23 protein-coding genes are annotated in these 25,611 nt (G+C 69.8%); 17 read left to right on the top strand and 6 right to left on the bottom strand.

Going from position 1 to position 25,611, the window contains the following annotated elements; genetic code table 11:
- Positions 1–5: 5 nt before the first annotated feature.
- Both EDF55_RS09715 and guaB read right to left on the bottom strand, forming a co-directional pair.
- Positions 6–1,334, bottom strand: coding sequence for an ABC transporter substrate-binding protein (locus EDF55_RS09715; RefSeq protein ID WP_123654781.1), 1,329 nt, complete (start codon positions 1,332–1,334; stop codon positions 6–8).
- A gap of 309 nt (positions 1,335–1,643) precedes the next feature.
- Positions 1,644–3,146: an IMP dehydrogenase gene (gene guaB, locus EDF55_RS09710; protein ID WP_123654780.1), complete on the bottom strand. Its 1,503-nt coding sequence runs from the start codon at positions 3,144–3,146 to the stop codon at positions 1,644–1,646.
- Between the two features lie 275 nt (positions 3,147–3,421).
- On the opposite strand from guaB, the gene EDF55_RS09705 reads away from it, so the two are divergent.
- From EDF55_RS09705 to EDF55_RS09680, 7 genes are all read left to right on the top strand, one after another.
- Positions 3,422–4,855, top strand: a complete 1,434-nt coding sequence (locus tag EDF55_RS09705) for a branched-chain amino acid ABC transporter permease (RefSeq protein WP_260235883.1) — start codon at positions 3,422–3,424, stop codon at positions 4,853–4,855.
- A gap of 9 nt (positions 4,856–4,864) precedes the next feature.
- Complete coding sequence (locus tag EDF55_RS09700; protein WP_123654779.1) at positions 4,865–5,851, top strand: branched-chain amino acid ABC transporter permease; 987 nt, start codon at positions 4,865–4,867, stop codon at positions 5,849–5,851.
- Positions 5,844–6,797, top strand: coding sequence for an ABC transporter ATP-binding protein (locus EDF55_RS19175; protein ID WP_123654778.1), 954 nt, complete (start codon positions 5,844–5,846; stop codon positions 6,795–6,797). The genes EDF55_RS09700 and EDF55_RS19175 overlap by 8 nt, the downstream gene beginning before the upstream one ends.
- The gene (locus EDF55_RS09690) at positions 6,794–7,633 is read left to right on the top strand and encodes an ABC transporter ATP-binding protein (protein WP_123654777.1); all 840 of its coding nucleotides are present in this window, start codon (positions 6,794–6,796) and stop codon (positions 7,631–7,633) included. Before EDF55_RS19175 ends, EDF55_RS09690 begins: the two co-directional genes overlap by 4 nt.
- Before the next feature lie 261 nt (positions 7,634–7,894).
- On the top strand, positions 7,895–8,071 hold the full coding sequence (locus tag EDF55_RS18810; protein WP_185017301.1) for a hypothetical protein: 177 nt from the start codon (positions 7,895–7,897) through the stop codon (positions 8,069–8,071).
- Between the two features lie 175 nt (positions 8,072–8,246).
- On the top strand, positions 8,247–9,368 hold the full coding sequence (locus tag EDF55_RS09685) for a GuaB3 family IMP dehydrogenase-related protein (protein WP_123654776.1): 1,122 nt from the start codon (positions 8,247–8,249) through the stop codon (positions 9,366–9,368).
- Positions 9,369–9,450: 82 nt separating this feature from the next.
- Positions 9,451–11,325 carry a glycerol-3-phosphate dehydrogenase/oxidase gene (locus EDF55_RS09680; RefSeq protein WP_123654775.1) on the top strand — a complete coding sequence of 625 codons (1,875 nt, stop codon included), beginning with the start codon at positions 9,451–9,453 and terminating at the stop codon, positions 11,323–11,325.
- 39 nt (positions 11,326–11,364) lie between these two features.
- On the opposite strand, the gene EDF55_RS09675 is transcribed toward EDF55_RS09680, so the two are convergent.
- Together EDF55_RS09675 and EDF55_RS09670 are read right to left on the bottom strand one after the other, a co-directional pair.
- Positions 11,365–12,066 carry an ABC transporter ATP-binding protein gene (locus EDF55_RS09675; RefSeq protein ID WP_123654774.1) on the bottom strand — a complete coding sequence of 234 codons (702 nt, stop codon included), beginning with the start codon at positions 12,064–12,066 and terminating at the stop codon, positions 11,365–11,367.
- The gene (locus EDF55_RS09670; RefSeq protein WP_123654773.1) at positions 12,063–13,160 is read right to left on the bottom strand and encodes an ABC transporter permease; all 1,098 of its coding nucleotides are present in this window, start codon (positions 13,158–13,160) and stop codon (positions 12,063–12,065) included. Before EDF55_RS09670 ends, EDF55_RS09675 begins: the two co-directional genes overlap by 4 nt.
- 149 nt (positions 13,161–13,309) lie before the next feature.
- Here EDF55_RS09670 and EDF55_RS09665 point away from each other — a divergent pair, with 149 nt between their 5' ends.
- Genes EDF55_RS09665 through guaA form a run of 7 tightly spaced genes read left to right on the top strand, consistent with a single transcriptional unit; the run spans position 13,310 to position 19,921 of the window.
- The gene (locus EDF55_RS09665; RefSeq protein ID WP_123654772.1) at positions 13,310–14,482 is read left to right on the top strand and encodes a sensor histidine kinase; all 1,173 of its coding nucleotides are present in this window, start codon (positions 13,310–13,312) and stop codon (positions 14,480–14,482) included.
- Positions 14,479–15,099: a response regulator transcription factor gene (locus tag EDF55_RS09660; RefSeq protein ID WP_123654771.1), complete on the top strand. Its 621-nt coding sequence runs from the start codon at positions 14,479–14,481 to the stop codon at positions 15,097–15,099. Before EDF55_RS09665 ends, EDF55_RS09660 begins: the two co-directional genes overlap by 4 nt.
- A gap of 45 nt (positions 15,100–15,144) precedes the next feature.
- On the top strand, positions 15,145–15,705 hold the full coding sequence (locus EDF55_RS09655; protein ID WP_243698202.1) for a cation:proton antiporter regulatory subunit: 561 nt from the start codon (positions 15,145–15,147) through the stop codon (positions 15,703–15,705).
- Positions 15,706–15,710: 5 nt separating this feature from the next.
- Complete coding sequence (locus EDF55_RS09650) at positions 15,711–17,126, top strand: cation:proton antiporter (protein ID WP_123654770.1); 1,416 nt, start codon at positions 15,711–15,713, stop codon at positions 17,124–17,126.
- Between the two features lie 5 nt (positions 17,127–17,131).
- Entirely contained in the window at positions 17,132–17,887 is a 756-nt protein-coding gene (locus EDF55_RS09645; protein WP_123654769.1) for an SURF1 family cytochrome oxidase biogenesis protein, read from the top strand.
- Positions 17,888–17,897: 10 nt separating this feature from the next.
- Entirely contained in the window at positions 17,898–18,344 is a 447-nt protein-coding gene (locus tag EDF55_RS09640) for a DUF3817 domain-containing protein (RefSeq protein WP_123654768.1), read from the top strand.
- Positions 18,341–19,921, top strand: a complete 1,581-nt coding sequence (gene guaA / locus EDF55_RS09635; protein ID WP_123654767.1) for a glutamine-hydrolyzing GMP synthase — start codon at positions 18,341–18,343, stop codon at positions 19,919–19,921. Before EDF55_RS09640 ends, guaA begins: the two co-directional genes overlap by 4 nt.
- A gap of 149 nt (positions 19,922–20,070) precedes the next feature.
- Here the strand turns inward: guaA and EDF55_RS09630 are convergent, their stop codons facing one another.
- On the bottom strand, positions 20,071–20,805 hold the full coding sequence (locus EDF55_RS09630) for a Bax inhibitor-1/YccA family protein (protein WP_260235882.1): 735 nt from the start codon (positions 20,803–20,805) through the stop codon (positions 20,071–20,073).
- Positions 20,806–20,998: 193 nt separating this feature from the next.
- Positions 20,999–21,994 (bottom strand): DUF817 domain-containing protein, encoded by a 996-nt coding sequence (locus EDF55_RS09625; RefSeq protein ID WP_123654765.1) that lies wholly within the window; start codon positions 21,992–21,994, stop codon positions 20,999–21,001.
- 160 nt (positions 21,995–22,154) lie between these two features.
- On the opposite strand from EDF55_RS09625, the gene EDF55_RS09620 reads away from it, so the two are divergent.
- From EDF55_RS09620 to EDF55_RS09610, 3 genes are all read left to right on the top strand, one after another.
- Positions 22,155–23,399, top strand: a complete 1,245-nt coding sequence (locus tag EDF55_RS09620) for a Gfo/Idh/MocA family protein (protein ID WP_123654764.1) — start codon at positions 22,155–22,157, stop codon at positions 23,397–23,399.
- Positions 23,400–23,502: 103 nt separating this feature from the next.
- The gene (locus EDF55_RS09615; protein ID WP_123655414.1) at positions 23,503–24,564 is read left to right on the top strand and encodes a LacI family DNA-binding transcriptional regulator; all 1,062 of its coding nucleotides are present in this window, start codon (positions 23,503–23,505) and stop codon (positions 24,562–24,564) included.
- Between the two features lie 10 nt (positions 24,565–24,574).
- Positions 24,575–25,606 carry a glycerophosphodiester phosphodiesterase family protein gene (locus EDF55_RS09610; protein WP_123654763.1) on the top strand — a complete coding sequence of 344 codons (1,032 nt, stop codon included), beginning with the start codon at positions 24,575–24,577 and terminating at the stop codon, positions 25,604–25,606.
- Positions 25,607–25,611 lie beyond the last annotated feature (5 nt).

Genomic DNA, 25,611 nt, shown 5'->3' with positions numbered 1-25,611 from the left:
CGGTGCTACTTCTTGACCGAGCCCTGGATGGCGCTCTGGTACACCGGCTTGTTGTCGCCGTCGAACTTGTAGATGCCGATGTAGGCGCTCGACGGGTCGTTGTTCGAGTCGAACGGACCGATGCCCGACGGACCCGTGTAGTGGATGTCCTTGCCGTCGTCCAGCAGGGCCTTGCAGTCCTTGAACGTCGAGCACTCGGTGCCACCGTCGGCCCCGGACACCTTGTCCATGTTGGCCTGGATCGTGCCGGAGTCGGTGCCCTTGCCCTTCACCGCAGCGAGTGCGGCGAGGGTGGTGGCGTCGTAGGACTCAGCCGCGTACGAGTAGTCGGCGAGGTCCTTGCCCGACGACTTCTTGTAGTAGGCGGCGAGACGCTGCTTCAGGTCGTCCTTCGGCGAGGCGCCGGGGATCGTGCCCTGCGCACCGTTCAGGGTGCCCTTGTCGAAGTCCTTCGAGTAGTCGGCGGTGTTGCCGTCCGACATGTAGACCTTCGACATGTCCCAGCCCTGCGAGACGAGCTCGGGGATGATCGACTTCGTCTCGTCGAACGCCAGCACGACGATCGCGTCGGGCTTGGCGGCGAGGGCCGCCGTGACCTCGGACGAGAACGTGGTCTGTCCGGGCGGGAACTCCTGGCCCTTGCCCTTGCCGCCGTAGACGACCTGGCCACCGGAGGACTCGACGGCCTCCTGGACGGAGTTGCGGAGACCCGTGCCGTACGTGTCGTTGAAGACGAGGAACGCGACCTTGGCGTTGCCGTCACCCGTGACGAGCTGGCCGAGCGCCGAACCCTGCACCGAGTCCGGCGGAGCGGTCCGGTAGTAGTACGACGAGTAGCCCGAGAGGTCGGACGCGGTGTTCGCGGGGGAGATCTCCACGATGCAGTTGCTGGTGAGCTGGTCGATGACGTTGAGCGTCACGGACGAGGACTCCGCGCCGATCGCGACCGGGACCTTCGCGTTCACGAGCTTGGACGCCGCCGAGCTCGAGACCGTCATGTCCGTGCTGTCGCCGGAGTCCGTCTGCGGGTCGATGGAGACGTCCTTGTCGAGCACACCGCCGGCCGCGTTGATGTCGTCGACCGCGAGGCCCACACCGGCCTCGGCCGGCGGGTTCAGGTAGGCGAGCGAGCCCGTGAGGGGCAGGATCGTGCCGATCTTCAGCGCGTCGGTGCCGGGCGACGACGGGGCCTGGCAGCTGGCCGCCGGGTCCTTCTTGGACGCGGAGGCGGACGACGACGGGTCGGCGCTGCCGGAGGTCGAGCACGCCGCGAGCAGCACCGCCGCGACTCCCGCCAGTGCCAGCGCCGTGGTGGCGCGGGTGGTTCTGATCATCCGTGGAACCCTTTCTCGGCACGGGGGCTGTTGTCGCATCGGGTCGAGTGCGACGCCTCCGTGTGGGGATGCGAGCAAAAGTAGGGTCCGGGTGTTTCGCCCGTGTGACGGGGCGGTACGGAAAGTGTTTCGTTACCGAGCCGTGACGAAACCTGTGCGGGTACTCCGGTTCGCGGGTGGCCCGCGGGGACGGGCGCCGCGCGCGCCCGGGCACCGCGCGGGCTGCGCTGCGGGCGGTGTGGTGCCGCAAAGCGACAGTCCCCGGTGGGCTACCCACCGGGGACTGTCGCTTTCGAGCAGGAGTTCTGGCTACCGGCTGTAGTTCGGCGCCTCGACGACCATCTGCACGTCGTGCGGGTGCGACTCCTTCAGCCCCGCCGGGGTGATCCGGACGAACTTGCCGCGGGCCTTGAGCTCCGGGATGGTCCGGCCGCCGACGTAGAACATCGACTGCCGCAGCCCACCGACGAGCTGGTACACGACGTTCGCCACGGAGCCGCGGTACGGCACCTGGCCCTCGATGCCCTCGGGGACGAGCTTGTCGTCCGAGGGGACGTCCGCCTGGAAGTAGCGGTCCTTCGAGTACGAGGTCTTCTTGCCACGGGTCTGCAGTGCACCGAGGGAGCCCATCCCGCGGTACGCCTTGAACTGCTTGCCGTTGACGAAGACCAGGTCCCCGGGGGACTCGTCGGTGCCCGCGAGGAGCGATCCGAGCATCACGGTGTCCGCGCCGGCGACGAGGGCCTTCGCGATGTCGCCCGAGTACTGCAGACCACCGTCGGCGATGACCGGCACGCCGGCTTCACGCGCGGCGAGCGAGGCTTCGTACACGGCGGTGACCTGCGGCACACCGACGCCGGCGACGACGCGGGTGGTGCAGATCGACCCGGGGCCGACGCCGACCTTGACCGCGTCCACGCCCGCGTCGATGAGCGCCTGTGCGCCTTCGCGGGTGGCCGCCTGGCCGCCGATGACGTCGACGCCGGCGAACGCCGGGTCGGCCTTCAGGCGACGGACCATGTCGAGCACGCCGGCGCTGTGGCCGTTGGCGGTGTCCACGACGAGGACGTCCACACCCGCTTCGAGCAGGGCGGTCGCGCGCTGCCACGCGTCGCCGAAGAACCCGATCGCGGCACCGACACGGAGTCGGCCGGCGTCGTCCTTGGTGGCGTCGGGGTACTTCTCGCTCTTGTCGAAGTCCTTGACGGTGATGAGGCCGCGGAGCTTGCCGGCCTCGTCGATGAGCGGCAGCTTCTCGATCTTGTGCTCGGCGAAGATCGCGACGGCGTCGTCCGGGTCGATGCCGACCGGTGCCGTGATGAGCGGCGCCTTCGTCATGACGTCGCGGACGAGCGTGGTCTGCTGCTCGAACGGCGCCACGAACCGCATGTCGCGGTTGGTGATGATGCCGACGAGCGTGCCGTCGCCCTCGACGACCGGCAGCCCGGAGACGCGGAACTGGCCGCAGAGCGCGTCCACCTCGGCGACGGTCGCGTCCGGGGTCGTGGTCACCGGGTTGGTGATCATGCCCGACTCGGAGCGCTTGACCTTGTCCACAGCTGCGGCCTGGTCGGCGATCGACATGTTGCGGTGCAGGATCCCGATGCCGCCCTGGCGCGCCATGGCGATGGCCATGCGGGCTTCGGTGACGGTGTCCATCGCCGCGGAGAGCAGCGGGACGTTGACGGAGATCCGCTTGGTGAGCCGGGACGTCGTCGACGCCTCGCTCGGGATGACGTCGGTGTACCCCGGCAGGAGCATGACGTCGTCGTACGTGAGTCCGATGAATCCGAACGGATCCGGCTGGTCCATGGGTCCCCTTCGTGGGCGAGGTGAAGTGGTGAGACACCGGACGCAGCGTCGGGTTCCGGATAGACCATGCTAACGCGCGCGGCGGGTCGCGCATTCCGGCGGGTGCCCGGTGGGGAGCGGCTCCGGAACCGGCCTGGAGGCTGGGGTCGGCTCCGCAACGGACGGTTCCTCCACATCGTCACAGTTGCGCCACGAATTCCACAGGGAATCTTTTGGAAACACGGGTGACACAAAATCACCATAGGTTCCTCGTCATCCGAACGAGAGGCTCTTCCGTGGGATCCATCACTCCTGCGGGATCGGCGCTGCTGCGCCGATTCCGCCCCGGTGCGCCAGGCCGTCGCCGACTGGTGCTCGTCGTCGTGCTCGTCGCGGCGTTCCTGGCGACCTTCCTCATCGACTGGGCGGTGACGCTCCCCGCCCAGGGCGCGACCACCACCGCGACGGCGAGTGCCAGCGCGAGCGCGAGCACCGCACCGTCCAGCACCCTGCCCTGCACCGTCAGCCCGACGAACGGGTGCATCCAGGGCACGATCCTCGACTCCGCGCGGAAGCCCGCGTCCGGCGTGGACGTCGACGTCGCGGGCCCGTCGGGCTTCACGGCGACGTCGACCACGACGGACGCCGGCCGCTGGTCGGTGAGCGTCCCGGCCTCCGGTCAGTACACCGTGACCGTGGACCAGGACACCCTCCCGAAGGGGCAGTACCTGACGAACGCCGCCGACGCGAAGCGCACGGTGCAGGCGAACCTCAACGCCAACGCGGGACAGATCTTCCAGCTGTCCGACCAGCAGGGCGCGACGACGAGCGACGCCACGACGAGCGTCACCGCCGCACGGGCCTGGCAGCAGTTCGTGTCCGGCATCCGGCTCGGACTGCTCATCGCCCTCGCCTCGATCGGCCTGTCGCTGATCTACGGCACGACCGGGCTGTCGAGCTTCTCCCACGGTGAGCAGGTGACGCTCGGCGGTCTGCTGGCGTACGTGTTCGCGAACCAGCTCGGCTGGAACATCTGGCTCTCCGGGGTGATCGTCGTCGTCCTCTGCGCGGCGAGCGGCTACTTCCAGGACATGATCATCTGGAAACCGCTGCGCCGCCGACGGATCAGCCTGACGCAGCTCATGATCGTGACGATCGGGCTGTCGATCGCGGCGCAGTACGCGTTCCAGTACTTCTTCGGTGCCTCGACCGTCCGCATCCAGCAGAGCAACCCGTCGACGGTCACGTTCGCCGGGGTCACCCTGACCGTGCAGTCCTACGTGGCGATGGGCATCGCCCTCGTCGTGTTGATCGCGACCGGGCTCTTCCTCGCGAAGACCCGATTCGGCCGGGCGACGCGTGCGGTCTCGGACAACCCGGCGCTCGCGTCGGCGTCCGGCATCGACGTCGACCGGGTGATCCGCTTCGTGTGGACGCTCGCCGCGGGTCTCGCCGGTCTCTCCGGCGTGATGCTCGGCCTCGTGCTCAACGGCGTGAACTGGCAGACCGGTCTGCAGCTGCTCCTGCTCATGTTCGCGTCCGTGACCCTCGGTGGTCTCGGTACCGCGTACGGCGCACTCGTCGGTTCGATGATCATCGGCGTCGTCGTCGAGCTCACGAACCTGGTGCTGCCGGGCGACTTCAAGTACGCCACCGCACTCGTCATCCTCATCCTCATCCTGCTGTTCCGGCCGCAGGGCATCTTCGGCCGTGCCGAGCGGATCGGCTAAGGGGCAGCCATGGACTACATCGTCAACCTCCTCAGCGCGCTGACGCAGGAGGCCCTCGCGCCCACCACGGCGGCGTTCGCGCTCGCCGCGATCGGGCTGAACGTGCACTTCGGGCTCACCGGTCTGGTGAACATGGGCCAGGCGGCGTTCCTGCTGCTCGGCGCCTACGGCTTCGCGATCTCGATCACGAACGGGCTGCCGTTCGGGATGGCCGTCCTGATCGCCCTGCTCGTCGCGATCGTGTTCGCGATCATCCTCGGCATCCCGACACTGCGGCTCCGTGGCGACTACCTGGCGATCGTGACGATCTCCGGCGCGGAGATCATCCGCATGGTCGGCAGGTCGAGTCTGCTGACCACCACGACCGGTGGATCGAACGGCATCACCGGGTCGAGCTACCGCGACGCGTTCAACGCGCTGAGCTTCCTGCCGGACGGCACCACCACCATCCTGTGGTTCACGTACTCGAACAACGGGGTCAACGGCTGGTGGATCCGCATCGTGGGCTGGGGCCTCGTCGCCCTGTTCACCTTCGTGCTGTTCCTCCTGATGCGGAGCCCGTGGGGCCGCGTCGTGAAGGCCATCCGTGAAGACGAGGACGCGGTCCGTTCCCTCGGCAAGAGCGTGTACTCCTACAAGATGCAGGCGCTCGTGTTCGGCGGTGCGCTCGGCGCTCTGGCCGGCATCATCTACGTCCTGCCGAGTTCGGTGCAACCGGACGCGATGGGCCGCTCGATGACCTTCTTCATCTGGACGGCGCTCATCCTCGGCGGTGCTGCGACGGTGTTCGGCCCGGTACTCGGCTCGGTGCTGTTCTTCGTCCTCCGGCTCGCGATCCGCACGCTCGCGGGCGACTTCATCCCCAACTCGATCATGAACGCGCAGCAGGCGGAGCAGTTCTCCTACGTGCTCGTCGGCGTCGCGCTCATGCTGCTCATCGTCTTCCGCCCACAGGGACTCCTCGGGAACAAGAAGGAGCTGACGTTCAGTGTCTGAACCATCGACGACCACGGTCGCGCACACCCCGGGCTCCGCGAAGCCCGACCCGATCCTCACGGTCGACGCCATCACCCGTCACTTCGGCGGCATGACGGCGGTGGACGTGGACCACCTCGAGGTCCAGCGCGGCTCGATCACCGCGCTCATCGGCCCGAACGGCGCGGGCAAGACCACGTTCTTCAACCTGCTCACGGGCTTCGACAAGCCCTCGAGCGGCAAGGACGCGCGCTGGGTCTTCAACGGGAAGACGCTCGGCAACACCGGCGCCGCGAAGGTGGCGCGCGCCGGCATGGTCCGCACCTTCCAGCTCACCAAGGCGCTGTCCCGGCTCACCGTGATGCAGAACATGCTGCTCGGTGCGAAGGACCAGCCCGGCGAGAACTTCTTCGCCGCGCTGATCAAGCCGGTGTGGTCGAAGCGTGAGCGCGAGATCACCGCGAAGGCCGAGGACCTCCTCGAGCGCTTCAAGCTCCTCGAGAAGAAGGACGACTACGCCGGCTCGCTCTCGGGCGGCCAGCGGAAGCTCCTCGAGATGGCGCGGGCGCTGATGTCCGACCCGACGATGATCATGCTCGACGAGCCGATGGCCGGCGTGAACCCGGCGCTGACCCAGTCGCTCCTCGGGCACATCCAGTCCCTGCGCGACGACGGCATGACGGTGCTGTTCGTCGAGCACGACATGCACATGGTCCGGCACATCTCGGACTGGGTCGTCGTGATGGCGGAGGGCAAGGTCGTCGCCGAGGGGCCGGCGGGCACCGTGATGGACGACCAGGCCGTCATCGACGCGTACCTCGGCGCGCACCACGACACCGACCTCGGTGACGACTCGCTCCTCACCGAGGAGACCTACGAGGAACTCGCGGAAGAGGTCGCTGAGGAAGACCAGGCAGAAGACGGCACGGCGGAGACCGCCGCCGACGACGGGAAGGCGACCCGATGACCGACGCGACGAACCCCGTGGACCCGAACAGGGCCTCCGGTCCGGCCGACCCGACCGGCGCGCCCGACGTGACCGGTGGCGGCACCGCCACGGCGACGCTCGAACCGGTGATGCGGGCCAGTGGCCTCGTCGCCGGCTACCTGCCCGGCGTGAACATCCTCAACGGCTGCGACCTGGACTGCTACCCCGGCGAGCTCATCGGCATCATCGGCCCGAACGGCGCCGGCAAGTCGACGCTCCTCAAGGCACTGTTCGGCCTGGTCTCCGTGCGTGAGGGGACGGTGACCCTGCAGGGCGAGGACATCACCAACATGAAGGCGAACAAGCTCGTGCAGGCGGGTGTCGGCTTCGTGCCGCAGACGAACAACGTGTTCCCCTCGCTCTCCATCGAGGAGAACCTGCAGATGGGCCTCTACCTGCGGCCGCGGAAGTTCGCCGAGCGCCTCGAGGTCATCTACGACCTGTTCCCGGTGCTCGGTCAGCGCAAGGGGCAGCGGGCCGGATCGCTCTCCGGCGGTGAGCGGCAGTCGGTCGCGATGGCCCGTGCGCTGATGATGGACCCGAAGGTGCTGCTGCTCGACGAGCCGAGCGCCGGCCTGTCCCCGGTGCGCCAGGACGAGACCTTCATCCGCACCCGCCGGATCAACAAGGCCGGAGTGTCGATCATCATGGTCGAGCAGAACGCGCGACGCTGTCTGCAGATCTGCGATCGTGGGTACGTGCTGGACCAGGGGAGGAACGCCTACTCGGGCACCGGACGTGAGCTCGCCGACGACCCCAAGGTCATCGAGCTCTACCTCGGGACGCTCGCCAAGGACGTCGACGCCGCTCGGTAGCGAGCAATCGCTGAGCGGGGTCGACCCGCCGGTGCCGCTGTGGGGGCGGTACCGGCACCGAGAGGGGTCGTGCGAAGTCGCGTCAGCGCCGCACGGCCCCTCTCCCACGCCCGGGGTCACTCGGCCGCGTCGATGCGGTGCGCTCGGGGTCGACGCGACGGAAGCGACAGCGCGCAGGGCAATGCGCCGCGCACAACGCCGCACCGTGTCGCTTTCCCCGGAGCGGACGCGGCCAGACGCCCGACGGGGTAGGTTCTCGGCGTGCAACGAGTGTCGAGCGTCGCGATGGACGTCCTGGTCTGGATCGTGTTCGCCGTGCTCTTCGTCGGTGCCGCGCTCCTGGTCAAGGTCGCGGCCGCACTGCTCGTCGTGCTGATCGTCCTGGCGCTCGGCCTCGGCCTGACGCTCCGCGTGCTGCGTCGACGCCGCGCGCGCTGACGCGGCGCCCGCCAACGCCGCGCCCGCCAAACGCCCCGCCCCGCCGACGCCCGTCCCGCCGCGCCCGCCGACGCCCGTCCCGCCGCGCTCGCCGACGCCCGTCCCGCCGCGCGCGCGACCCGACCCGTCCACCTGGACCGTGCGGCGTGAGAACCCCGCCCGGTAGGCTTGCCGGGTGAGTGAAGTCGAGATCGGTGCAGGCAAGCGCGGACGACGGGCGTACGCGTTCGACGACATCGCGGTGGTTCCCTCGCGGCGCACCCGTGACCCGCGCGACGTGAACGTCCAGTGGTCGATCGACGCCTTCACGTTCGAAGCGCCGATCCTCGCGGCGCCGATGGACTCGGTGTCCTCGCCCGCCACGGTCATCCAGATGGGCCGGCTCGGGATCCTCGGTGTGCTCGACCTCGAAGGCCTCTGGACCCGGTACGAAGACCCGGAGCCCTACTACGCCGAGATCCGCGCGCTCACCGACGGCAACGTCACGAAGCGCATGCAGGAGATCTACGCCGAGCCCGTCAAGGCCGAGCTGATCACCGCGCGTCTCGCCGAGATCCGCGCCGCCGGGGTCCCGGTCGCCGGTTCCCTGAGCCCGCAGCGCACGCAGGAGTTCTCCCAGACGGTCGTCGACGCCGGTGTCGACCTCTTCGTCATCCGCGGCACCACGGTCTCCGCCGAGCACGTCTCGCAGAGCACCGAGCCCCTCAACCTCAAGAAGTTCATCTACGAGCTCGACGTCCCGGTGATCGTCGGCGGCGCCTCCACCTACACGGCGGCGCTGCACCTGATGCGCACCGGTGCGGCCGGTGTCCTCGTCGGGTTCGGTGGCGGTGCCGCGTCGACCACGCGCGCGGCGCTCGGCATCCACGCCCCGATGGCGACCGCGGTGGCCGACATCGCCGGTGCCCGCCGTGACTACATGGACGAGTCCGGTGGCCGGTACGTGCACGTCATCGCCGACGGCGGCCTCGACACCGCGGGAGACGTCGTCAAGGCAATCGCGATGGGCGCCGACGCGGTCATGCTCGGCACCGCGCTGGCCCGCGCGACCGAAGCGCCGGGTGGCGGTTTCCACTGGGGTGCCGAGGCACACCACCCGGAGCTGCCCCGTGGCCGACGGGTGGAGGTCGGCACGATCGCCCCGCTCGAGAACGTCCTGAACGGCCCGACCCCGACGTGGGACGGCCGCGCGAACATCGTCGGCGCGCTGCGTCGCTCGATGGCCACGACCGGATACTCCGACGCCAAGGAGTTCCAGCGAGTAGAAGTGGTCGTGGCGCCGTACCACCAGCAGTGACGGTGGCACCCGTACAGCGCGGGTGACGCCACGGCGCTCGACGAGAAGCACGCACGACGTGCTCGGCAGCGCGGAGGCGACCATGGCATCGACGGTCTCGGGCAAGAAGGCACCCACCGGAGCGTTCGGCACGGCGGGGTTCGACCCCGGGGCGAAGCTCGGCCCGGACGAACGGGCCGCAGCGATCGAGGCGCTGAAGACCAAGGAGCTCGACGTCCTGGTCGTCGGCGGCGGCATCGTGGGCGGCGGCAGTGCGCTCGACGCCGTGACCCGCGGCCTGAGCGTCGGCATCGTCGAGGCGCGGGACTGGGGCTCGGGGACCTCGAGCCGATCCTCGAAGCTCGTGCACGGTGGCATCCGGTACCTCGAGCAGCTCAACTTCGCGCTCGTCCGTGAAGCCCTCATCGAGCGCGGCCTGCTCCTGCAGCGCATCGCTCCGCACCTGGTGAAGCCGGTCCGCTTCCTCTTCCCGCTCAACCACCGCGTGTGGGAGCGCTTCTACATCGGGATCGGCATGGCGATGTACGACGCCTTCAGCTGGTCCGGCGGTCGTCCGCCCGGCGTCCCGCACCACCGGCACCTCAGCCGCACGCAGGTGCTGCGCTCGATGCCGTCCCTGAAGAAGGACGCCTTCGTCGGCGGCATGACCTACTACGACGCGCAGGTCGACGACGCGCGCTACGTCTCCTCCCTGGTCCGCACCGCGGCGTCGTACGGTGCGCACGCTGCCGCTCGGGTCCGGATCGAGGGCTTCATCAAGGTGGGCGAGCGGGTCGTCGGTGCGCACGCGCACGACATCCAGACGGGCGAGAAGTTCGACATCCGGGCCAAGCAGGTCGTCAACGCGACGGGCGTCTGGACCGACGACACCCAGGCGATGGTGGGGACCCGCGGGCAGTTCAAGGTCCGGGCGTCCAAGGGCGTGCACCTGGTCATCCCGCGTGACCGCTTCCAGTCGAACATGGGCATGATCCTCCGCACCGAGAAGAGCGTGCTGTTCGTCATCCCGTGGGGGCGGCACTGGCTCGTCGGCACGACCGACACCGACTGGTACCTCGACAAGGCGCACCCGGCGGCGACCGCGGCGGACATCGACTACATCCTCGAGCACGTCAACAAGGTGCTCCGTGTCCCGCTCACCCGCGAGGACGTGGAGGGCGTCTACGCCGGACTCCGTCCGCTCCTTGCAGGCGAGTCCGACCAGACGTCGAAGCTCAGCCGCGAGCACGTGGTCGCGCACACTGCCCCCGGCCTGGTCGTCGTGGCGGGCGGCAAGTGGACGACGTACCGCGTGATGGGCAAGGACGCCATCGACGAGGCCGTCGCGGCGATGGACGGCAAGATCCCCGCCTCGACGACGGAGGACATCCCGCTGCTCGGCGCCGAGGGCTACCCGGCCGCGTGGAACAAGCGCGGCCGCACCGCGAAGTCGTTCGGGGTGCACAAGGTGCGGATCGAGCACCTCCTGAACCGCTACGGCACGCTGACGACCGAGGTGCTCCAGCTGGTGAAGGAGGACCCGGCGCTCGCCGAGGCCCTGCCCGGCGCGGACGACTACATCGGCGCGGAGGTCGTGTACGCGGCCTCGCACGAGGGTGCCCTGCACCTGGAGGACGTCCTCGCCCGCCGCACCCGCATCTCGATCGAGGCGTGGGACCGTGGCGAGTCGGCGGCCCCGGTCGCGGCCAGGCTCATGGCCGGTGTCCTCGGCTGGGACCAGGAGCAGACCGAGGCAGAGGTCGCGAACTACCTCAAGCGCGTCGCGGCCGAACGCGAGTCGCAGCTGCAGCCCGACGACGAGTCGGCGGACCGCGTGCGTCTCGAGGCGCCGGACATCGCGTTCGGCTTCGAGGAGGACGACGTCAAGGTGCCCGGCGCCGCCGGCTCGGGGACGACCGACGGGGCGAAGGCGTCCGACGAGCAGGTGGTCGGCGAGAAGACGACCGAACCCGAGTAGGAGATCGGGAGACCGGCGGCTTGTGCTCGTCCGCATCGTTCAGCCCCCGCGGGCCATCGAGAGCGCACTGGTTGCGATCGCACCGTCCACGATGGTGACGAGGTCGTCGAGCGCGTCCCGGTGGACGAGATCGTGGGTGACGAGCAGGGTGGCCGTCCGACGTTCGTGCGTGAGGCGTGCGACGAGGTCCATGATCGCCCACCCGCGTTCCTGATCGAGCGCGCTCGTGGGTTCGTCCACGAGCAGCACGTCCGGTTCGTGGACGAGCGCCCGGGCGATGGCGACCCGCTGCCGTTGCCCGCCGGAGAGCTGCGCCGGGCGTTTGCCCGCCTGACCGGACAGGCCGACGGCGTCGAGGAGTTCGTCGGCGCGTTCAGCGATCCGGTGGCGTTGCGCTCGAGGTGTCCCGCCGAGTTCGGCCATCACGAGCAGTTGTTCCCGGGCGGTGAGCGATGGCAGCAGGTTGGACTGCTGGAAGACGATGCCGATCCGTTCCCGCCGCATCGTCGTGGCCTCGTCACGGGTGAGTTCCGCCGCGTCGACGTCGCCGATGAGCACGCGGCCGGCGTCTGGCCGGATGAGCGTCGCCGCGACCGCGAGCAGCGAGGACTTGCCGGAGCCGGACGGACCGGTGATGCCCGTGACCACGCCCGCGTCGGCTCGGAGTGTCACGTGGTCGACAGCGGTGACGCGGGATGCGCCGTCCGGGAAGGTGAGGGTGACGTCGTCGAGGGTGATCATCGGTTGCTCCCGAGGGCGGTGAGGGGGTCGGTCGCGGTGACGGTCCGGAGGGCGACCGCTGCCCCGGCGAGACCGAGCACGGCCATCGCGAGGGCCGGGACGAGGGTGGTCAGCGGGCTGAGGAGGAAGGGCAACGCGCCACCGGCGAGTGCGCCCAGGCCGACGACCGCGAGCATGCCGACGCCGATCCCCGTTACGAGTACGACCAGAGCCTGACCGAGTGCGTCGCGGACGAGCGAGCCCGTGCTCGCCCCGAGCGCCTTGAGCACGGCGACGTCTCCCGCGCGTTGCATCGTCCACACGGTGAAGAACGCCCCGACGACGAGTGCCGAGACGCCGAACAGCATCGCGATCATCAGCGCGAGGGACCCGACCTCGGACTTGAAGGTCTCGAGGGCGCCGAGGCTCAGCAGTGGTGCATCGGCGGCGGTGTGGGTGCGATCGGCGGCGGCGTCCCAGTCGGGGTCCCCGCGCACGGCCAGCACGGTGGCCTCACCGTCGCCGCCGAGTCGCTGGTCGGCCGCTGCCCAGGCGTTCGGGGTCATCGCGACGACGGGCGTGTGGCTGTACCAGGCGTCGACGCCCACGCTGGCGACGCGGTAGGTGCTGCCCGTGATCGTGACGTGGCCACCGGCCGAGACGCCCAGGTCTTCGGCCGCGCCGGCGGAGAGCCCCACCTGGTCGTCGCGGGCCGGTGCCAGGTCCGAGACCGCCGAACGGGGCGCGTCGTGCGGGAGCCCGAACAGCGCGACGCCGACGGGGGTGCCCGTGGCCGCGCTGCTGGTCTCGACCCCCTGCGCGCGGCCCTGGACGATCCCGATCGGGACCACCCCGTCGACGCCGCCCGTGGCACGCCAGGCGGCGACGGTGTCCGCATTGACCGTGGACTCGGAGAACGAGGGCTGGCCGCTCGACGGTTGCTGGAGGACGAGCCGGCTGCCGGGGAGGCCGAGCACCGCCGAGACGTTCTGGGCGGCGAGGCCCCCGGTGAGCCCCGCGAGGAAGCCGACGAGCAACGTGATCAACGCGACCACCGCGGCGATGAGGACGAAGCGTCCGCGGGCATGTCGCAGGTCGCGCCAGGCGACGAACACGGTGTCTCCCTTCTGCGTCGCAGACCCTCTGCGACGTCTCCATCAGCCTCGCCGGATGGGGGTCGCGGAGCATCGTCGTCCGGGTTGGTCCTGGGATCGAACTTTCGGTTGATCTCCTCCGGATGCCTGCTCCGTACGCTGGTGGTGCCATGGCACACAGCACGCTCACCCCGGTCTTCGTGGGGCTCCGGACGGGGCTGCACGTGCTCTTCTCCGTGCTTACCGTCCTGGTCGTGGTGCGGGTCCTCGTCGATCGTGGCCCGTCGATGTGGATCGCCCTCACGCTCACCGTGGTCTTCGCCGCGGTCTACGTCGCCGGTGGCCGCGTGGCGCGTGCGGGACCACGCTGGCGCACCGTTGCGAGCGCGAGCTGGATCGGTGCACTCACGGTGGTCTGGATCGCGCTCCTCGTCCTCGTGCCCGAGGCCGCCTACCTGGTCTTCCCGCTCTTCTTCCTGTACCTCCACGTACTCCCGGGCGTCGTCGGCCCCGCGGCGGTGGTCGTGGCGACCGGGGTCGCGATCGTGGCGCTCGGGGTCCACGGCGGGTTCACCGTGGGCGGTGTCGTCGGGCCGCTCGTCGGTGCCGGCGTGGCGCTGCTGATCGGGCTCGGGTACCGTGCGCTCGCCCGTGAAGCCGTCGAACGCGAAGAGATCGTCGCGCGACTCATCGCCACCCAGGGCGAGCTCGCGGCGACCCAGCACGAACAGGGCGTCCTCGCCGAGCGGTCGCGGCTCGCACGCGAGATCCACGACACCGTCGCGCAGGGCCTCTCGAGCATCCAGATGCTCCTGCACGCCGCCGAACTGGCCGACGGGGAGCGCCCGGGGATCGAGCACATCCGACTCGCCCGTGCGACCGCGGCCGAGGGCCTCGCCGACACCAGACGGTTCATCCGCGAGCTCTCCCCGCCGTCGCTCGACCAGGGTCTGGCCGCCGCGCTCCGCCGTCTCGCCGAGTCCTCGACGCGTGACGGCCTCGCCGTGCGGGTCAGCGTCCCGGATGCCATCGACCTGCCGATGACGGCACAGAGCGCACTCCTGCGCATCGCCCAGGGTGCCGTGGCCAACGTCGTCCAGCACGCCGGGGCGACGATCGTCCGCATCGTGCTCACCACCGATGAGCACGAAGCCCGTCTCACCGTCGCGGACGACGGGTCCGGGTTCGATCCGGTCACCGTGCAGTCCGGCGCCGGGCGGACGGACTCGTTCGGTCTGCGGGCGATGCGAGAGCGCGTCGCCCAGTTCGGCGGCACACTCGACGTCGACACCGCTCTCGGCCGGGGGACGACGCTGGTGGCGGTGCTGGAGGTGGGGAGGTGATCCGGATCGTCATCGCGGACGACCACCCGGTCGTCCGGGCCGGGCTCCGTGCCCTGCTCGACGCGGCCGAGGGCATCCAGGTGGTCGGCGAAGCCGGTGATCCCGACGAAGCGGTCGAGTACGCCGATGCGTTCAGCCCCGAGCTCGTGCTCATGGACCTGCAGTTCGGGCAGTCGCTCACCGGTGCCGATGCCACGCGACGCATCCGCGCCCTCGATGCCCCGCCGTACGTCCTCGTGCTGACGAACTACGACACCGACGGCGACATCCTGAGCGCGGTCGAAGCGGGCGCGAGCGGGTACCTCCTCAAGGACGCGCCGCCGGCGGAGCTCGTGGCTGCGGTCCGCGCCGCCGCGGCGGGCGAGAGCGCACTCGCCCCGGCGATCGCCGGACGGCTGATGGAGCGGATGCGGTCGCCGCAGGTGAGCCTCTCCGGCCGAGAGCTCGAGGTCCTCCGACTCGTCGCCGACGGTGCCTCGAACGGTGACGTCGCCGCGGCGCTCCACATCAGTGACGCGACCGTGAAGTCGCACCTGGTGCACGTGTTCTCGAAGCTCGGGGTGACGTCGCGAACGGCGGCCGTCTCCACAGCCCGGAGCCTCGGGATCCTGCGCTGACCGAGTTTCCACAGATGGAATGCTCGGGACTCCACGGTGGTTAGCATGGGCGTACTCGAAAAGGGAGCCATCATGGTCGACGTTCATCGCGTCAAACTCCCCGGAGTCGGCGTGCTGCACAGCTTCTACACCGACGACGGTGGCAAGTGTGGTGTCATCACGCACCGGTCGGGGCACTCCGACCTCATCTCGTTCGCCGACGTCTCGGACGGCGCGGACAAGTCCGAGAAGGTCTCGCTCCGTCTCAGCGAGGACGAAGCGCACACGCTCGCCGAGCTCCTCGGCGGTACCCGGATCACCGAGGGCCTCGACAAGCTCGACGAGATCCCCGGCCTCTCCATCGACTGGTTCTCCGTCGACTACGACGACGCGATCGCGGGCAAGCCCCTCGGCGACCTCCACGACTCCGGCTTCATCGGCCTGACCGTCGTCGCCGTGGTCCGCGGTGACAGCGCCAACCCGGCGCCCTCGCCCGACTTCGTGGTCTTCCCCGGCGACACCATCGTCGTGGCCGGCTCCCCCGAGAAGGTCGCGAAGGCCTTCTCGTTCTACCGCAGCGGTGAGCTCGCGGCGGCAGCTGCTGCCGAGGCCCCGCCCGGAAGGTAACGCGGATGGACCTCGGTGGTGAGCTGCTGACCATCGGCGGCCTGTTCCTCATCGCCTACGTCCTCGGACGACTCGGCAAGCTCATCGGCCTGCCCGCCATCCCGATCTACATGATCGTGGGGCTCATCGCGAGTCCGCACACGCCGTGGATCGGGCTGAGCGTCGAGTCCCACACCATCGAGCTGATCGCCACCTTCGGGCTGATCCTGCTCCTGTTCAACCTCGGGCTGGAGTTCGACCAGGAGGAGTTCTACGGCAACGCCGGCAAGCTCCTGATCTCCGGCGGCACGTACGTCGCGATCAACATGGCCGCCGGGTTCGCGTTCGGCTTCTCGCTCGGCTGGGGCACGCGAGAAGCGCTCGTCATCGCGGGCATGACGGCGACCTCGTCGAGCGCCATCGTCACGAAGCTCCTCATCGAGCTCCGACGACTCGCGAACGACGAGACGCCGATGATCCTCGGTGTCACGGTGATCGAGGACGTCTTCATCGCGATCTACCTCGCGATCGTGTCCGTCGTGCTCTCCGGCGACACGAACATCTGGGGCGTGATCGGCAAGCTCGCGTTGGCGTTCGGCTTCCTCATCGTGATGTTCAGCCTGGCGCGGTGGGGCGGGAAGCAGGTCTCCCGGATCTTCGCGACCCGTGACGACGAGCTGTTCACGATCCTGTTCTTCGGCCTCGCGGTGATGTTCGGTGGCATCGGCGACCTGCTCGGCGTGACCGACGCGATCGGCGCCTTCGTCATCGGGCTGCTCTGCGGCGCCACCCGGTACCGCGACCGGATCGAGCAGCTCGCTCTGCCGATGCGCGACGTCTTCGCCGCGTTCTTCTTCGTCAACTTCGGCCTCGGCCTCGACATCTCCACCTTCGGTGAGGTCGTCTGGCCGGTCCTCGCGGCCATCGGCATGACCGTGGTGCTGAACGCCGTCGCAGGTCAGCTGGTCGCCCGGATGAACGGCTTCAACGCTCAGCAGGGCATCAACACCGCCGTCATCCTGGTGAACCGTGGTGAGTTCGCGCTGATCCTCGCGACGCTCTCGGCCGCCGCCGGTCTGGAGGCTCGGATCACCGCGTTCGCGGGCCTCTACGTCCTCATCATGGCTGTTCTGGGCCCCGTGCTCGCGTCGAACTCGGACCGGATCGGCCGCCTCGTGCTGCGTCCCGCCCGGGTGCGCAAGCTGCGTGGGCGCGAGCGCGCCGCCGCCGAGGCGGCGGCAGCGCGGAAGGCCGAGCGGGACGCCCGGTTCGCCGAGGAGATCGCCCTCGTGGAGGCTGCTGGCAGGGACGAGCGGGAGAATGTGGAACCGGAGACGACACCCACGCCAGAACCGGAGACGGTGAGCAGCGGGACGTCGTCGGTCGAGATCCCCGCCGAGCGCCCCGAACGCCCGGCACGCCAACGCGATCCGGAGTACTGAAACGCATGTGGGCCGTTGCCCGACGACCGAGGTGGATCGCCCTGCTGTTGCTGGCGCTGGTCCTCGCTGCGGTGTTCGCTTTCCTCGGCAAGTGGCAGCTCGAACGGAGCATCGAGAACGGCAAGCCACTGCCGGCCACCACCGAGACGCGCCACGTGCTCTCGGACGTCTCGAAGCCCGAGCGCGGGGTCGGTGACAGCCTCGCCGGCCAGAAGGTGACCGTCACCGGTCGGTTCGTCGCGGGTGACACGACCGTGCTGACCGGGCGGAGCGGCGGTGGGCGCTACCAGACCGTGGGACACATGGTCGACACGGTCACCGGAGCGAGCCTCCCGGTCGTCCTCGGATGGTCCGACCAGCGCTCGGCCGCCGTCGCCGGTGGTGACCGCCTGGCGGACGGCGCGACGATCACGGTGGAGGGCCGCTACTACCCGTCGGAGTCGCCGGACCAGGACTCCTTCACACAGGACCAGTACTCGGCCGTCGCGCCCGCACGCTTCGTGAACACCTGGAAGGCCTTCGACGACCGGATGTACGGCGGGTACGTCGTCGCCGACGGCACCACCTCGTCGGCAGCCGACCTCGGCACCGTGGCCGATCGTGCCCCCACCCGGGACGTCCAGTTCGACTGGCTCAACCTCTTCTACGCGGTCGAGTGGGTCGTCTTCGCCGGGTTCGCCGTGTTCCTCTGGTGGCGCTTCGTGAAGGACGCCTGGGAGCGCGAGAACGAGGACGAAGAGGTCCTCCTCACGCGACGGTAGGATGGCCGATATGGCTCTGACCGTCCGAACCCGCGACATCCCGAAGATCCCGGGCGCGGTGAAGTGGTACCGCGTCTCGGCGTACATCACCGGTGTGCTCCTGCTCGCCCTGGTGATCGAGATGGTCATCAAGTACACGCCGCTGCACCTCGAGATGCAGCTCGGCGGGGGCGCGTTCTTCGTGCCGGAAGGCACGGCGGGCAAGGACCCGGGCACGTTCAACCTGTCGATCGGCATCCTCATCGCCCACGGCTGGCTGTACGTGCTGTACCTGTTCACCGACTTCCGTCTGTGGAGCATCATGCGCTGGAAGCCGATCCGCTTCCTGCTCATCGCCCTCGGGGGCATCATCCCGTTCATGTCGTTCGTGGTCGAGCACCGCATGCAGAAGATCGCCATGGACACCTACCACGAGCTGACCGCGCAACAGGCGCGTGAGAAGGAGGCCGCTCGGTGAGCGAGACCGAACAGCGCCCCGTCCTGGTCGTCGACTTCGGAGCACAGTACGCGCAGCTCATCGCTCGCCGCGTCCGTGAAGCGAACGTCTACAGCGAGATCGTCCCGCACTCGATCTCCGCGGAGGAGATCCGCGCGAAGGACCCCGCAGCCATCGTGCTGTCCGGTGGCCCGTCGTCCGTCTACGAGCAGGGGGCACCGGCCCTCGACGGCGAGATCCTCGAGCTCGGCGTCCCCGTCCTCGGCATCTGCTACGGCTTCCAGGCCATGGCCACCGCACTCGGCGGCACCGTCGCGAACACCGGGCTCCGGGAGTACGGCGCGACCGACGTCTCCGTGACGGGGACCGACAGCGTCCTGCTCGGTGGACAGCCGGCGTCCCAGACCACGTGGATGTCGCACGGCGACTCCGTGTCCGAGGCCCCGGCGGGCTTCGAGGTCCTGGCGTCCAGCTCGTCGACCCCCGTCGCTGCCTTCGCCTCCGACGAGCGCAAGCTCTACGGCGTGCAGTGGCACCCCGAGGTCAAGCACTCCGCGTTCGGCCAGGCCGTGCTCGAGAACTTCCTGCACCGCGCCGCCGGGCTCCCCGGCGACTGGAACTCGGCGAACGTGATCGAGGAGCAGGTCGCCCGGATCCAGGCGCAGGTCGGCTCCTCACGCGTGATCGCCGGGCTCTCCGGTGGCGTCGACTCCGCCGTCGCCGCCGCGATCGTGCACAAGGCCGTCGGCGACCAGCTCACCTGTGTCTTCGTCGACCACGGGCTCCTCCGCGCCGACGAGCGCAAGCAGGTCGAAGAGGACTACGTCGCCTCGACCGGTGTCCGCCTCGTCACGGTCGACGCCGAGCAGCAGTTCCTCGACGCCCTCGCCGGCGTGAGCGACCCGGAACAGAAGCGCAAGATCATCGGGCGCGAGTTCATCCGCACGTTCGAAGCGGCGGCCGAGGCACTCGTCCTCGAGGCCCGCGCGGACGGCGACGAGGGCGAGGTCAAGTTCCTCGTGCAGGGCACCCTCTACCCGGACGTCGTCGAGTCCGGCGGTGGTGCCGGTACCGCGAACATCAAGTCGCACCACAACGTCGGTGGCCTCCCCGAGGACATGACGTTCGAACTCGTGGAGCCGCTCCGCACCCTGTTCAAGGACGAGGTCCGCGCCGTCGGCCGCGAGCTCGGCCTGCCCGAGGTCATCGTCGGGCGCCAGCCGTTCCCAGGCCCCGGACTCGGGATCCGCATCGTGGGAGAGGTCACCGCCGAGCGGCTGTCGCTGCTGCGTGAGGCCGACGCCATCGTGCGCGCCGAGCTCACCGCCGCCGGCCTCGACCAGGAGATCTGGCAGTGCCCGGTCGTCCTGCTCGCCGACGTCCGCTCCGTGGGCGTCCAGGGTGACGGCCGGACGTACGGGCACCCCATCGTGCTCCGTCCGGTCTCGTCCGAGGACGCCATGACCGCGGACTGGACGCGCCTGCCGTACGACGTGCTCGCGAAGATCTCGAACCGCATCACGAACGAGGTCAAGGACGTCAACCGCGTCGTGCTCGACGTCACGTCGAAGCCGCCGGGGACGATCGAGTGGGAGTGAGCGCCTGACGCTCCCGGAGGCCCGTCGAGCTGCGCTCGGCGGGCCTTCGTGCGTCCGGCCGTGCGCGTCCGGGTGGGGCAGCGCGGGCATGACGAAGGGCCCCGGCGTACTCGCCGGGGCCCTTCGCGTTCGTGCGGGCGCTGCGCGCCCTAGCTGCGCTGGCTGCTCGCGATGATGGCGAGGATGCGCAGGATCTCGAGGTAGAGCCAGACGAGCGTCACGATGAGGCCGAACGCTGCCGTCCACCCGTAGATGCGCGGTGCGCCGCGCTGGACGCCGGTCTTGATCTGGTCGAAGTCGAGGATGAGCGAGTACGCGGCCATGATGACCACGAAGATGCCGATGACGACGCCGAGCGGGATGCCGAAGATCGTCGTGCCGAGGAGTCCGAACGCGGTGCTGGTGACGCCCGTCCACATGAGGACGAGGTTCACGAGCGAGAACGCCATGTACCCGACGATCGCGACGAGGAAGAACTTGGTCGCCTTCGGGGTCGCGCGGACCTTGCCCGACGTGAACAGCAGGAGCGTCACGAAGAACACGCCGAGGGTGCCGAAGACCGCCTGCGTGACGATGCCTTCGAACGCGCTGTTGTAGTAGCCGGAGATGCCGCCGACGAAGAGTCCTTCGAAGAACGCGTACGCCAGCACGAGGCCCGCGGACGGCTTCTTCTTGAAGGTGTTCACGAGCGCCAGCACGAAGCCGATGAGCGCGCCGGCGATCCAGACGACCGGAGGGAGGTTCCAGCCGGCCACCGCACCGACGACCAGCACGCCGAACGCCACGAGCGTCTTGATGATGGTGTCTTCGTACGACATGCGGTCCGTGTCGACGGTGTTCGCCGACGGACGGTCGTACATGTGCTGCAGCTGCTCAGGCGTCATGCCCGCCGACTGCTGGGGGGTCTGGCCCCATCCGGTCCGCTGCTGCGAATTGGCGCCGGCGCCCCAAGCGTTCCGGCCCGCGTCGTTGAAGGCGGGGGACTGATCGAAACCGGGCTTGAAAGCCATGGTGTCCTCGTGATTCCTCTGGATTCGGGTCGTCGAGCGGGAACGTGGACCGTTCCTTCGCGTCCTCTCAGCCTAGGTGGGCATCGCGCCGGAAGGCTGAGGATTCGCGGCGAGCGGACGCCGGTGCTGCCACCGGTGCCTGCACTCTACGGGCACGCGCTGCGCGGCGGATCGGCGGGCGTCGGGAGTTCGCCGAGGGCACGTCGGGCGGCTTCGGGCGGTAGAGCCAGGTGACGAGCGCGACCGAGATCGTCATGAGGAGCAGCCACGCGACGATCTTCGTCGGGGCGACGGGGTGCCACGCGGCTTGCTGGGCCGGGTAGGTCCACGCACCTGCCCAGGTCGCGACGTTCTCCGCGATCCAGATGAACACCGCGACGAGGGCCATCGCGACGAGCAGTGGCATCCGGAGCGTGGCGCGGTGCACCCGGGCGTGCAGGGTGGTCCGGGCGAAGAGGAGCACGACCGCGCCGAGCAGCAGGTACCGGGCGTCCCACACGAAGTGGTGCGCGAAGAAGTTCCCGTAGACCCCGCCGGCGACGACCGCGGTCCACCACTGGCGCGGGTACCGCTCGAAGCGCAGGTCGAACAGGCGGTACACGCGGACCATGTACGACCCCACGGCGCCGTACATGAACCCGGAGAACAGCGGTACCCCGGCGATGTGGAGCACACCGCCGCCGTCGTAGGACCAGGAGCCGACGTCGGTCTTGAAGACCTCCATCACGGTGCCGACCACGTGGAAGAGCAGGACGACGCGGAGCTCACGGACCGTCTCCAGCCCGAACGCCAGCATCCCGACCTGGATCAGGACCGCGGCGATCGTCAGGGCGTCGTTCCGGGCGAGCGGTGCGTCCTCCGGCCACGCGAGCCGTGCGGTCGCGATGACGAGGAGCAGTGCGGCGCCGAACGTGCACGCCCACGCCTGCTTCGCCCCGAACACGAGGAACTCCGTCACGAACACCCGGGCCGGGCTGCGCGGCTGCCGGCCGGCGTCGAGGACCCGGCGAGCCGCGCGCTCGATGCGGTACTCGACGGCGGTGGAGAGGGATCGGTCGGCCATGACCGGATGCTCGCGCCGGGACCTGGGACCGGAGTCGCTCAGTCCTCCACATGTGCCCTCGGACACACGCCCCTCCACACCCGGAACCGAGGGTTGACACGAGTAAACCCGCGTCACCACAATGGGACAGCAACGACGCACCCCGGCAGAAGGAGCCAGCATGACGTTCACCCTCGGCATGGTCGGAGCAGGCCAGTTCGCCAGCCACTTCGCGACCCTCTTCGACAAGCACCCCGGCATCTCGGCGGTGTACGCCACGGACGTCATCCCGGAGCGCGCCGACCAGCTCGTCGACGAACTCGCCCTCGCGGGGACCTTCCCGAGCCTCGACGCGATGCTCGCGAGCCCCGACGTCGACGCGGTCGCGATCTTCACCCAGCGCTGGACCCACGGGCCGCTCGTGCTGCAGGCGCTCCGCGCGGGCAAGCACGTGTACTCCGCGGTCCCGATGGCCGTGGCCGTCACCGAGATCGAAGCGATCATCGCGGCGGTGCAGGAGACCGGCCTCACCTACATGATGGGGGAGACCAGCCAGTACAACCCCGCGACCGTCTTCGCGCGGCAGAAGGCCGAGCAGGGCGCCTTCGGCCGGGTGTTCTACGCCGAGGGCGACTACGTCCACGACATGGACCTCGGGTTCTACGACGCCTACAAGTACAGCGGCGGCGACGACTGGAAGGCCACCGCGAGCTACCCGCCCATGTGGTACCCGACGCACGCCATCGGCGGCGTCCTCGGAGCCGTCCCGCGGCACGCGACGAGCGTCAGCTGCATCGGCGTGCACGACGACCGCGGCGACGGGGTGTTCGACACCGACGTCAGCATGTTCGACAACGACTACTCGAACATGACCGCGCTGTTCGAGCTCGACGGCGGCGGCTCGATGCGCATCAACGAGTTCCGCCGTGTCGGGTTCCCGTCGTACATCCGTGAGAGCCGGTTCCGCTGGTTCGGCACCGACGGCAGCTTCGAGCAGCTCGTCACGAACTCCGTCTGGCAGGACCGCGACGGCGTCACGGACGTCTCCGAGGAGATCGCCACTCGTCCGACCATGGACGAAGACGACCCGCGCCTCGCCGACGTCTCGCCCGCGCTCCGCAGCTCCTTCGTCTCCGGGCACGCCCCCGTCCACGACTCCCTGACGGGTCGCCTGCCCGCGGAGTTCGACTTCGCGCCCAACGGGCACGAAGGCTCGCACCAGCTCCTGGTGGACGACTTCGTCACCGCGGTGAACGACGGCGTCCTGCCCCCGGTCAACGCCTGGCAGGCCGCGCGGTACACGCTGCCCGGCCTGATCGCGTTCGAGTCCGCTCGTCGGGACGGCGAGCGCCTGCCGATCCCGGACCAGGGCGATGCGCCCGTGGCCGTCGGGGAGCGCCTGCCCGTCGCCGACCGGGTGTCATGATCGACCGGTGACCGATCGAGCGAGCGGGCGACCGAACGAGGAGCCGAGCGGGCGACCGAACCAGGAGCCGAGTGGGCGACCGAACGAGGAGCCGAGCGGGCGACTGAACGAGACACCGACGGGTGAACGAGCACGTAAACCCACCCGGCGGGACGTCGCTCGGCTCGCCGGGGTGTCCGACGCGGTCGTCAGCTACGCCCTGAACGGCGGCGCGCCGGTCGCCCCGGAGACCAGGCGGCGCGTCCTCGCCGCGGTGGCCGAACTCGGGTACCGCCCCAACCAGGCCGCACGGGCACTCCGGTCCGGATCGGCGCGCACACTCGTGCTCGCCGTCCCCGACCGAGAAGACCCGGTGTTCGCCAACCCGTTCTTCGCCGAGTACGCGGCGGCGATCGAGTCGGCAGCGCGCGAGCGTGGCTACGCCCTGTACTCGACGGCGACGAGCTTCGAGCCAGACGGCATCCGCGCCCGGTTCGAGGAGTTCGCCGCCCGGATGGTCGACGGCGTGCTCGTGCTCTCGAGTGGCGCGGTCGACCGGTCCGCGATCGACCCGGTGGGGCTCCCGTGGGTCGACCTCAACGTCTCCGCGGCACGTGCGGGTGTCGCGAGCGTCGGCACCGACCTCCGCTCCGGGGCGGAGCTGGCAACGCGGCACCTGCTGGCCCACGGACGGAACCGGATCGCGTTCGTCGGCCAGCCCGATGCGGGAGAAGCCCGCCACCGTGGATGGCGAGATGCGTGTGCGGGTCAGGGCGTGCCTCCAGGCCGGGTGTACGACGGCGGCTACACCCGGGAAGGCGGCTACGTGGCGGGCCTGCAGATCGCCGACGAGGGCGACGGCACGGCCAGCGGCGACGGCGCCGACGAGGCGGATCGGCCGGACGCGGTCTTCGCGGCCTCCGACCGCACCGCGGTCGGCCTGCTCCGCGCCTTCCACGAGCGCGGGGTCCGTGTCCCCGAGGACGTCGCAGTGGTCGCGTTCGACGGCTCGTGGGAAGCCGAGTACACGTGGCCGCCCCTCACGACCGTCCGGCAGCCCATCGAGTCCATGGCGGAAGCCGCGGTCCGGCGTGTGCTCGACGGCACCGCGCCGAACCACGAGGAGTTCCCGCCGGAACTCGTCGTCCGGGCCTCGTGCGGCCGGCACGACACCCCACCCCAGTAGGGTCGGCCGCATGACCCTGGTGATCGCCCACCGAGGTGCCTCCGGGTACCGGCCCGAGCACTCGCGCAGTGCGTACGAACTCGCGATCGACCTGGGCGCCGATGCGATCGAACCGGACCTCGTCCCCACGAAGGACGGTGTCCTGGTGCTCCGGCACGAGAACGAGATCTCGGGCACGACCGACGTCGCCGACCACCCCGAGTTCCGCGATCGCCGCACGACCAAGCGGATCGACGGCGCCCAGCTGACCGGCTGGTTCACCGAGGACTTCACGTGGGACGAGCTCAGCACGCTCCGGACCCGCGAGCGACTGCCGGAGCTGCGCCCGCGGTCCGCCTCGCACGACGGCGACGACCCGATCCTGCGGCTGGAGGACCTGCTCGCGATCCTCGACGCCGCTCCGCGACCGGTCGGCCTCGTGGCCGAGGTGAAGCACGCAACGTACTTCGACGGCATCGGGTACCCGATGGGAGCGCTCGTCGACGCCGCCGTCGGGGACGCCGGCTGGCGCGACGACGACCGACTGACGTTCGAGTGCTTCGAGAAGGGGGTGCTCCGCGACCTCCGCGCGCGTGGTGCGGGTGGCCGGCTCGTGTACCTCCAGGAGGCCCGTGGCAGTGCCGCGGACGAGGTCGCCGCCCACGGGTCCGCAGCTCCGAGCTACGCCGCCGAACGCACCGACCCGGCGCTGACGGCGCTCGCCGCGGAGTTCGACGGGATCAGCCTCCCCGTCGGCACGGTGATGGCGGGAACCGATCCGGTCCGCGTTGACGATCCCCGGCCGGTCCGGTCGGACGTCGTCGATCGTGCGCACGCCGCCGGGCTCGCGGTGTTCACTTGGACGCTCCGTCCGGAGAACCGGTTCCTGCCGGCGCCGCTCCGTCGTGGCGGCGAGGTCGCGGGACACGGGGACTGGGAGCGGTGGTTCACCTCGATCATCCGGACCGGTGTGGACGGGGTGTTCGCCGACCACGCCGACCTCGCGGTCCGCGCACGTTCGCTCGTCGAGGACGGGACCGCCGGTGTCGGGGGCCCGGCCTAGACTGT

This window comes from Curtobacterium sp. ZW137, assembly GCF_003762905.1.
In the GTDB taxonomy this organism is placed as follows: Bacteria; Actinomycetota; Actinomycetes; order Actinomycetales; family Microbacteriaceae; genus Curtobacterium.
This window is presented reverse-complemented; position numbering and strand designations above follow the sequence as displayed.

Bases quoted from the DNA above. Each gene is read 5' to 3' on its own strand.
- EDF55_RS09715 (WP_123654781.1), bottom strand. From the start codon at position 1,334: ATGATCAGAACCACCCGCGCCACCACGGCGCTGGCACTGGCGGGAGTC.
- guaB (WP_123654780.1), bottom strand. From the start codon at position 3,146: ATGGACCAGCCGGATCCGTTCGGATTCATCGGACTCACGTACGACGAC.
- EDF55_RS09700 (WP_123654779.1), top strand. From the start codon at position 4,865: ATGGACTACATCGTCAACCTCCTCAGCGCGCTGACGCAGGAGGCCCTC.
- EDF55_RS09690 (WP_123654777.1), top strand. From the start codon at position 6,794: ATGACCGACGCGACGAACCCCGTGGACCCGAACAGGGCCTCCGGTCCG.
- EDF55_RS09680 (WP_123654775.1), top strand. From the start codon at position 9,451: ATGGCATCGACGGTCTCGGGCAAGAAGGCACCCACCGGAGCGTTCGGC.
- EDF55_RS09675 (WP_123654774.1), bottom strand. From the start codon at position 12,066: ATGATCACCCTCGACGACGTCACCCTCACCTTCCCGGACGGCGCATCC.
- EDF55_RS09665 (WP_123654772.1), top strand. From the start codon at position 13,310: ATGGCACACAGCACGCTCACCCCGGTCTTCGTGGGGCTCCGGACGGGG.
- EDF55_RS09655 (WP_243698202.1), top strand. From the start codon at position 15,145: ATGGGCGTACTCGAAAAGGGAGCCATCATGGTCGACGTTCATCGCGTC.
- EDF55_RS09650 (WP_123654770.1), top strand. From the start codon at position 15,711: ATGGACCTCGGTGGTGAGCTGCTGACCATCGGCGGCCTGTTCCTCATC.
- EDF55_RS09645 (WP_123654769.1), top strand. From the start codon at position 17,132: ATGTGGGCCGTTGCCCGACGACCGAGGTGGATCGCCCTGCTGTTGCTG.
- EDF55_RS09640 (WP_123654768.1), top strand. From the start codon at position 17,898: ATGGCTCTGACCGTCCGAACCCGCGACATCCCGAAGATCCCGGGCGCG.
- EDF55_RS09630 (WP_260235882.1), bottom strand. From the start codon at position 20,805: ATGACGCCTGAGCAGCTGCAGCACATGTACGACCGTCCGTCGGCGAAC.
- EDF55_RS09625 (WP_123654765.1), bottom strand. From the start codon at position 21,994: ATGGCCGACCGATCCCTCTCCACCGCCGTCGAGTACCGCATCGAGCGC.
- EDF55_RS09620 (WP_123654764.1), top strand. From the start codon at position 22,155: ATGACGTTCACCCTCGGCATGGTCGGAGCAGGCCAGTTCGCCAGCCAC.
- EDF55_RS09610 (WP_123654763.1), top strand. From the start codon at position 24,575: ATGACCCTGGTGATCGCCCACCGAGGTGCCTCCGGGTACCGGCCCGAG.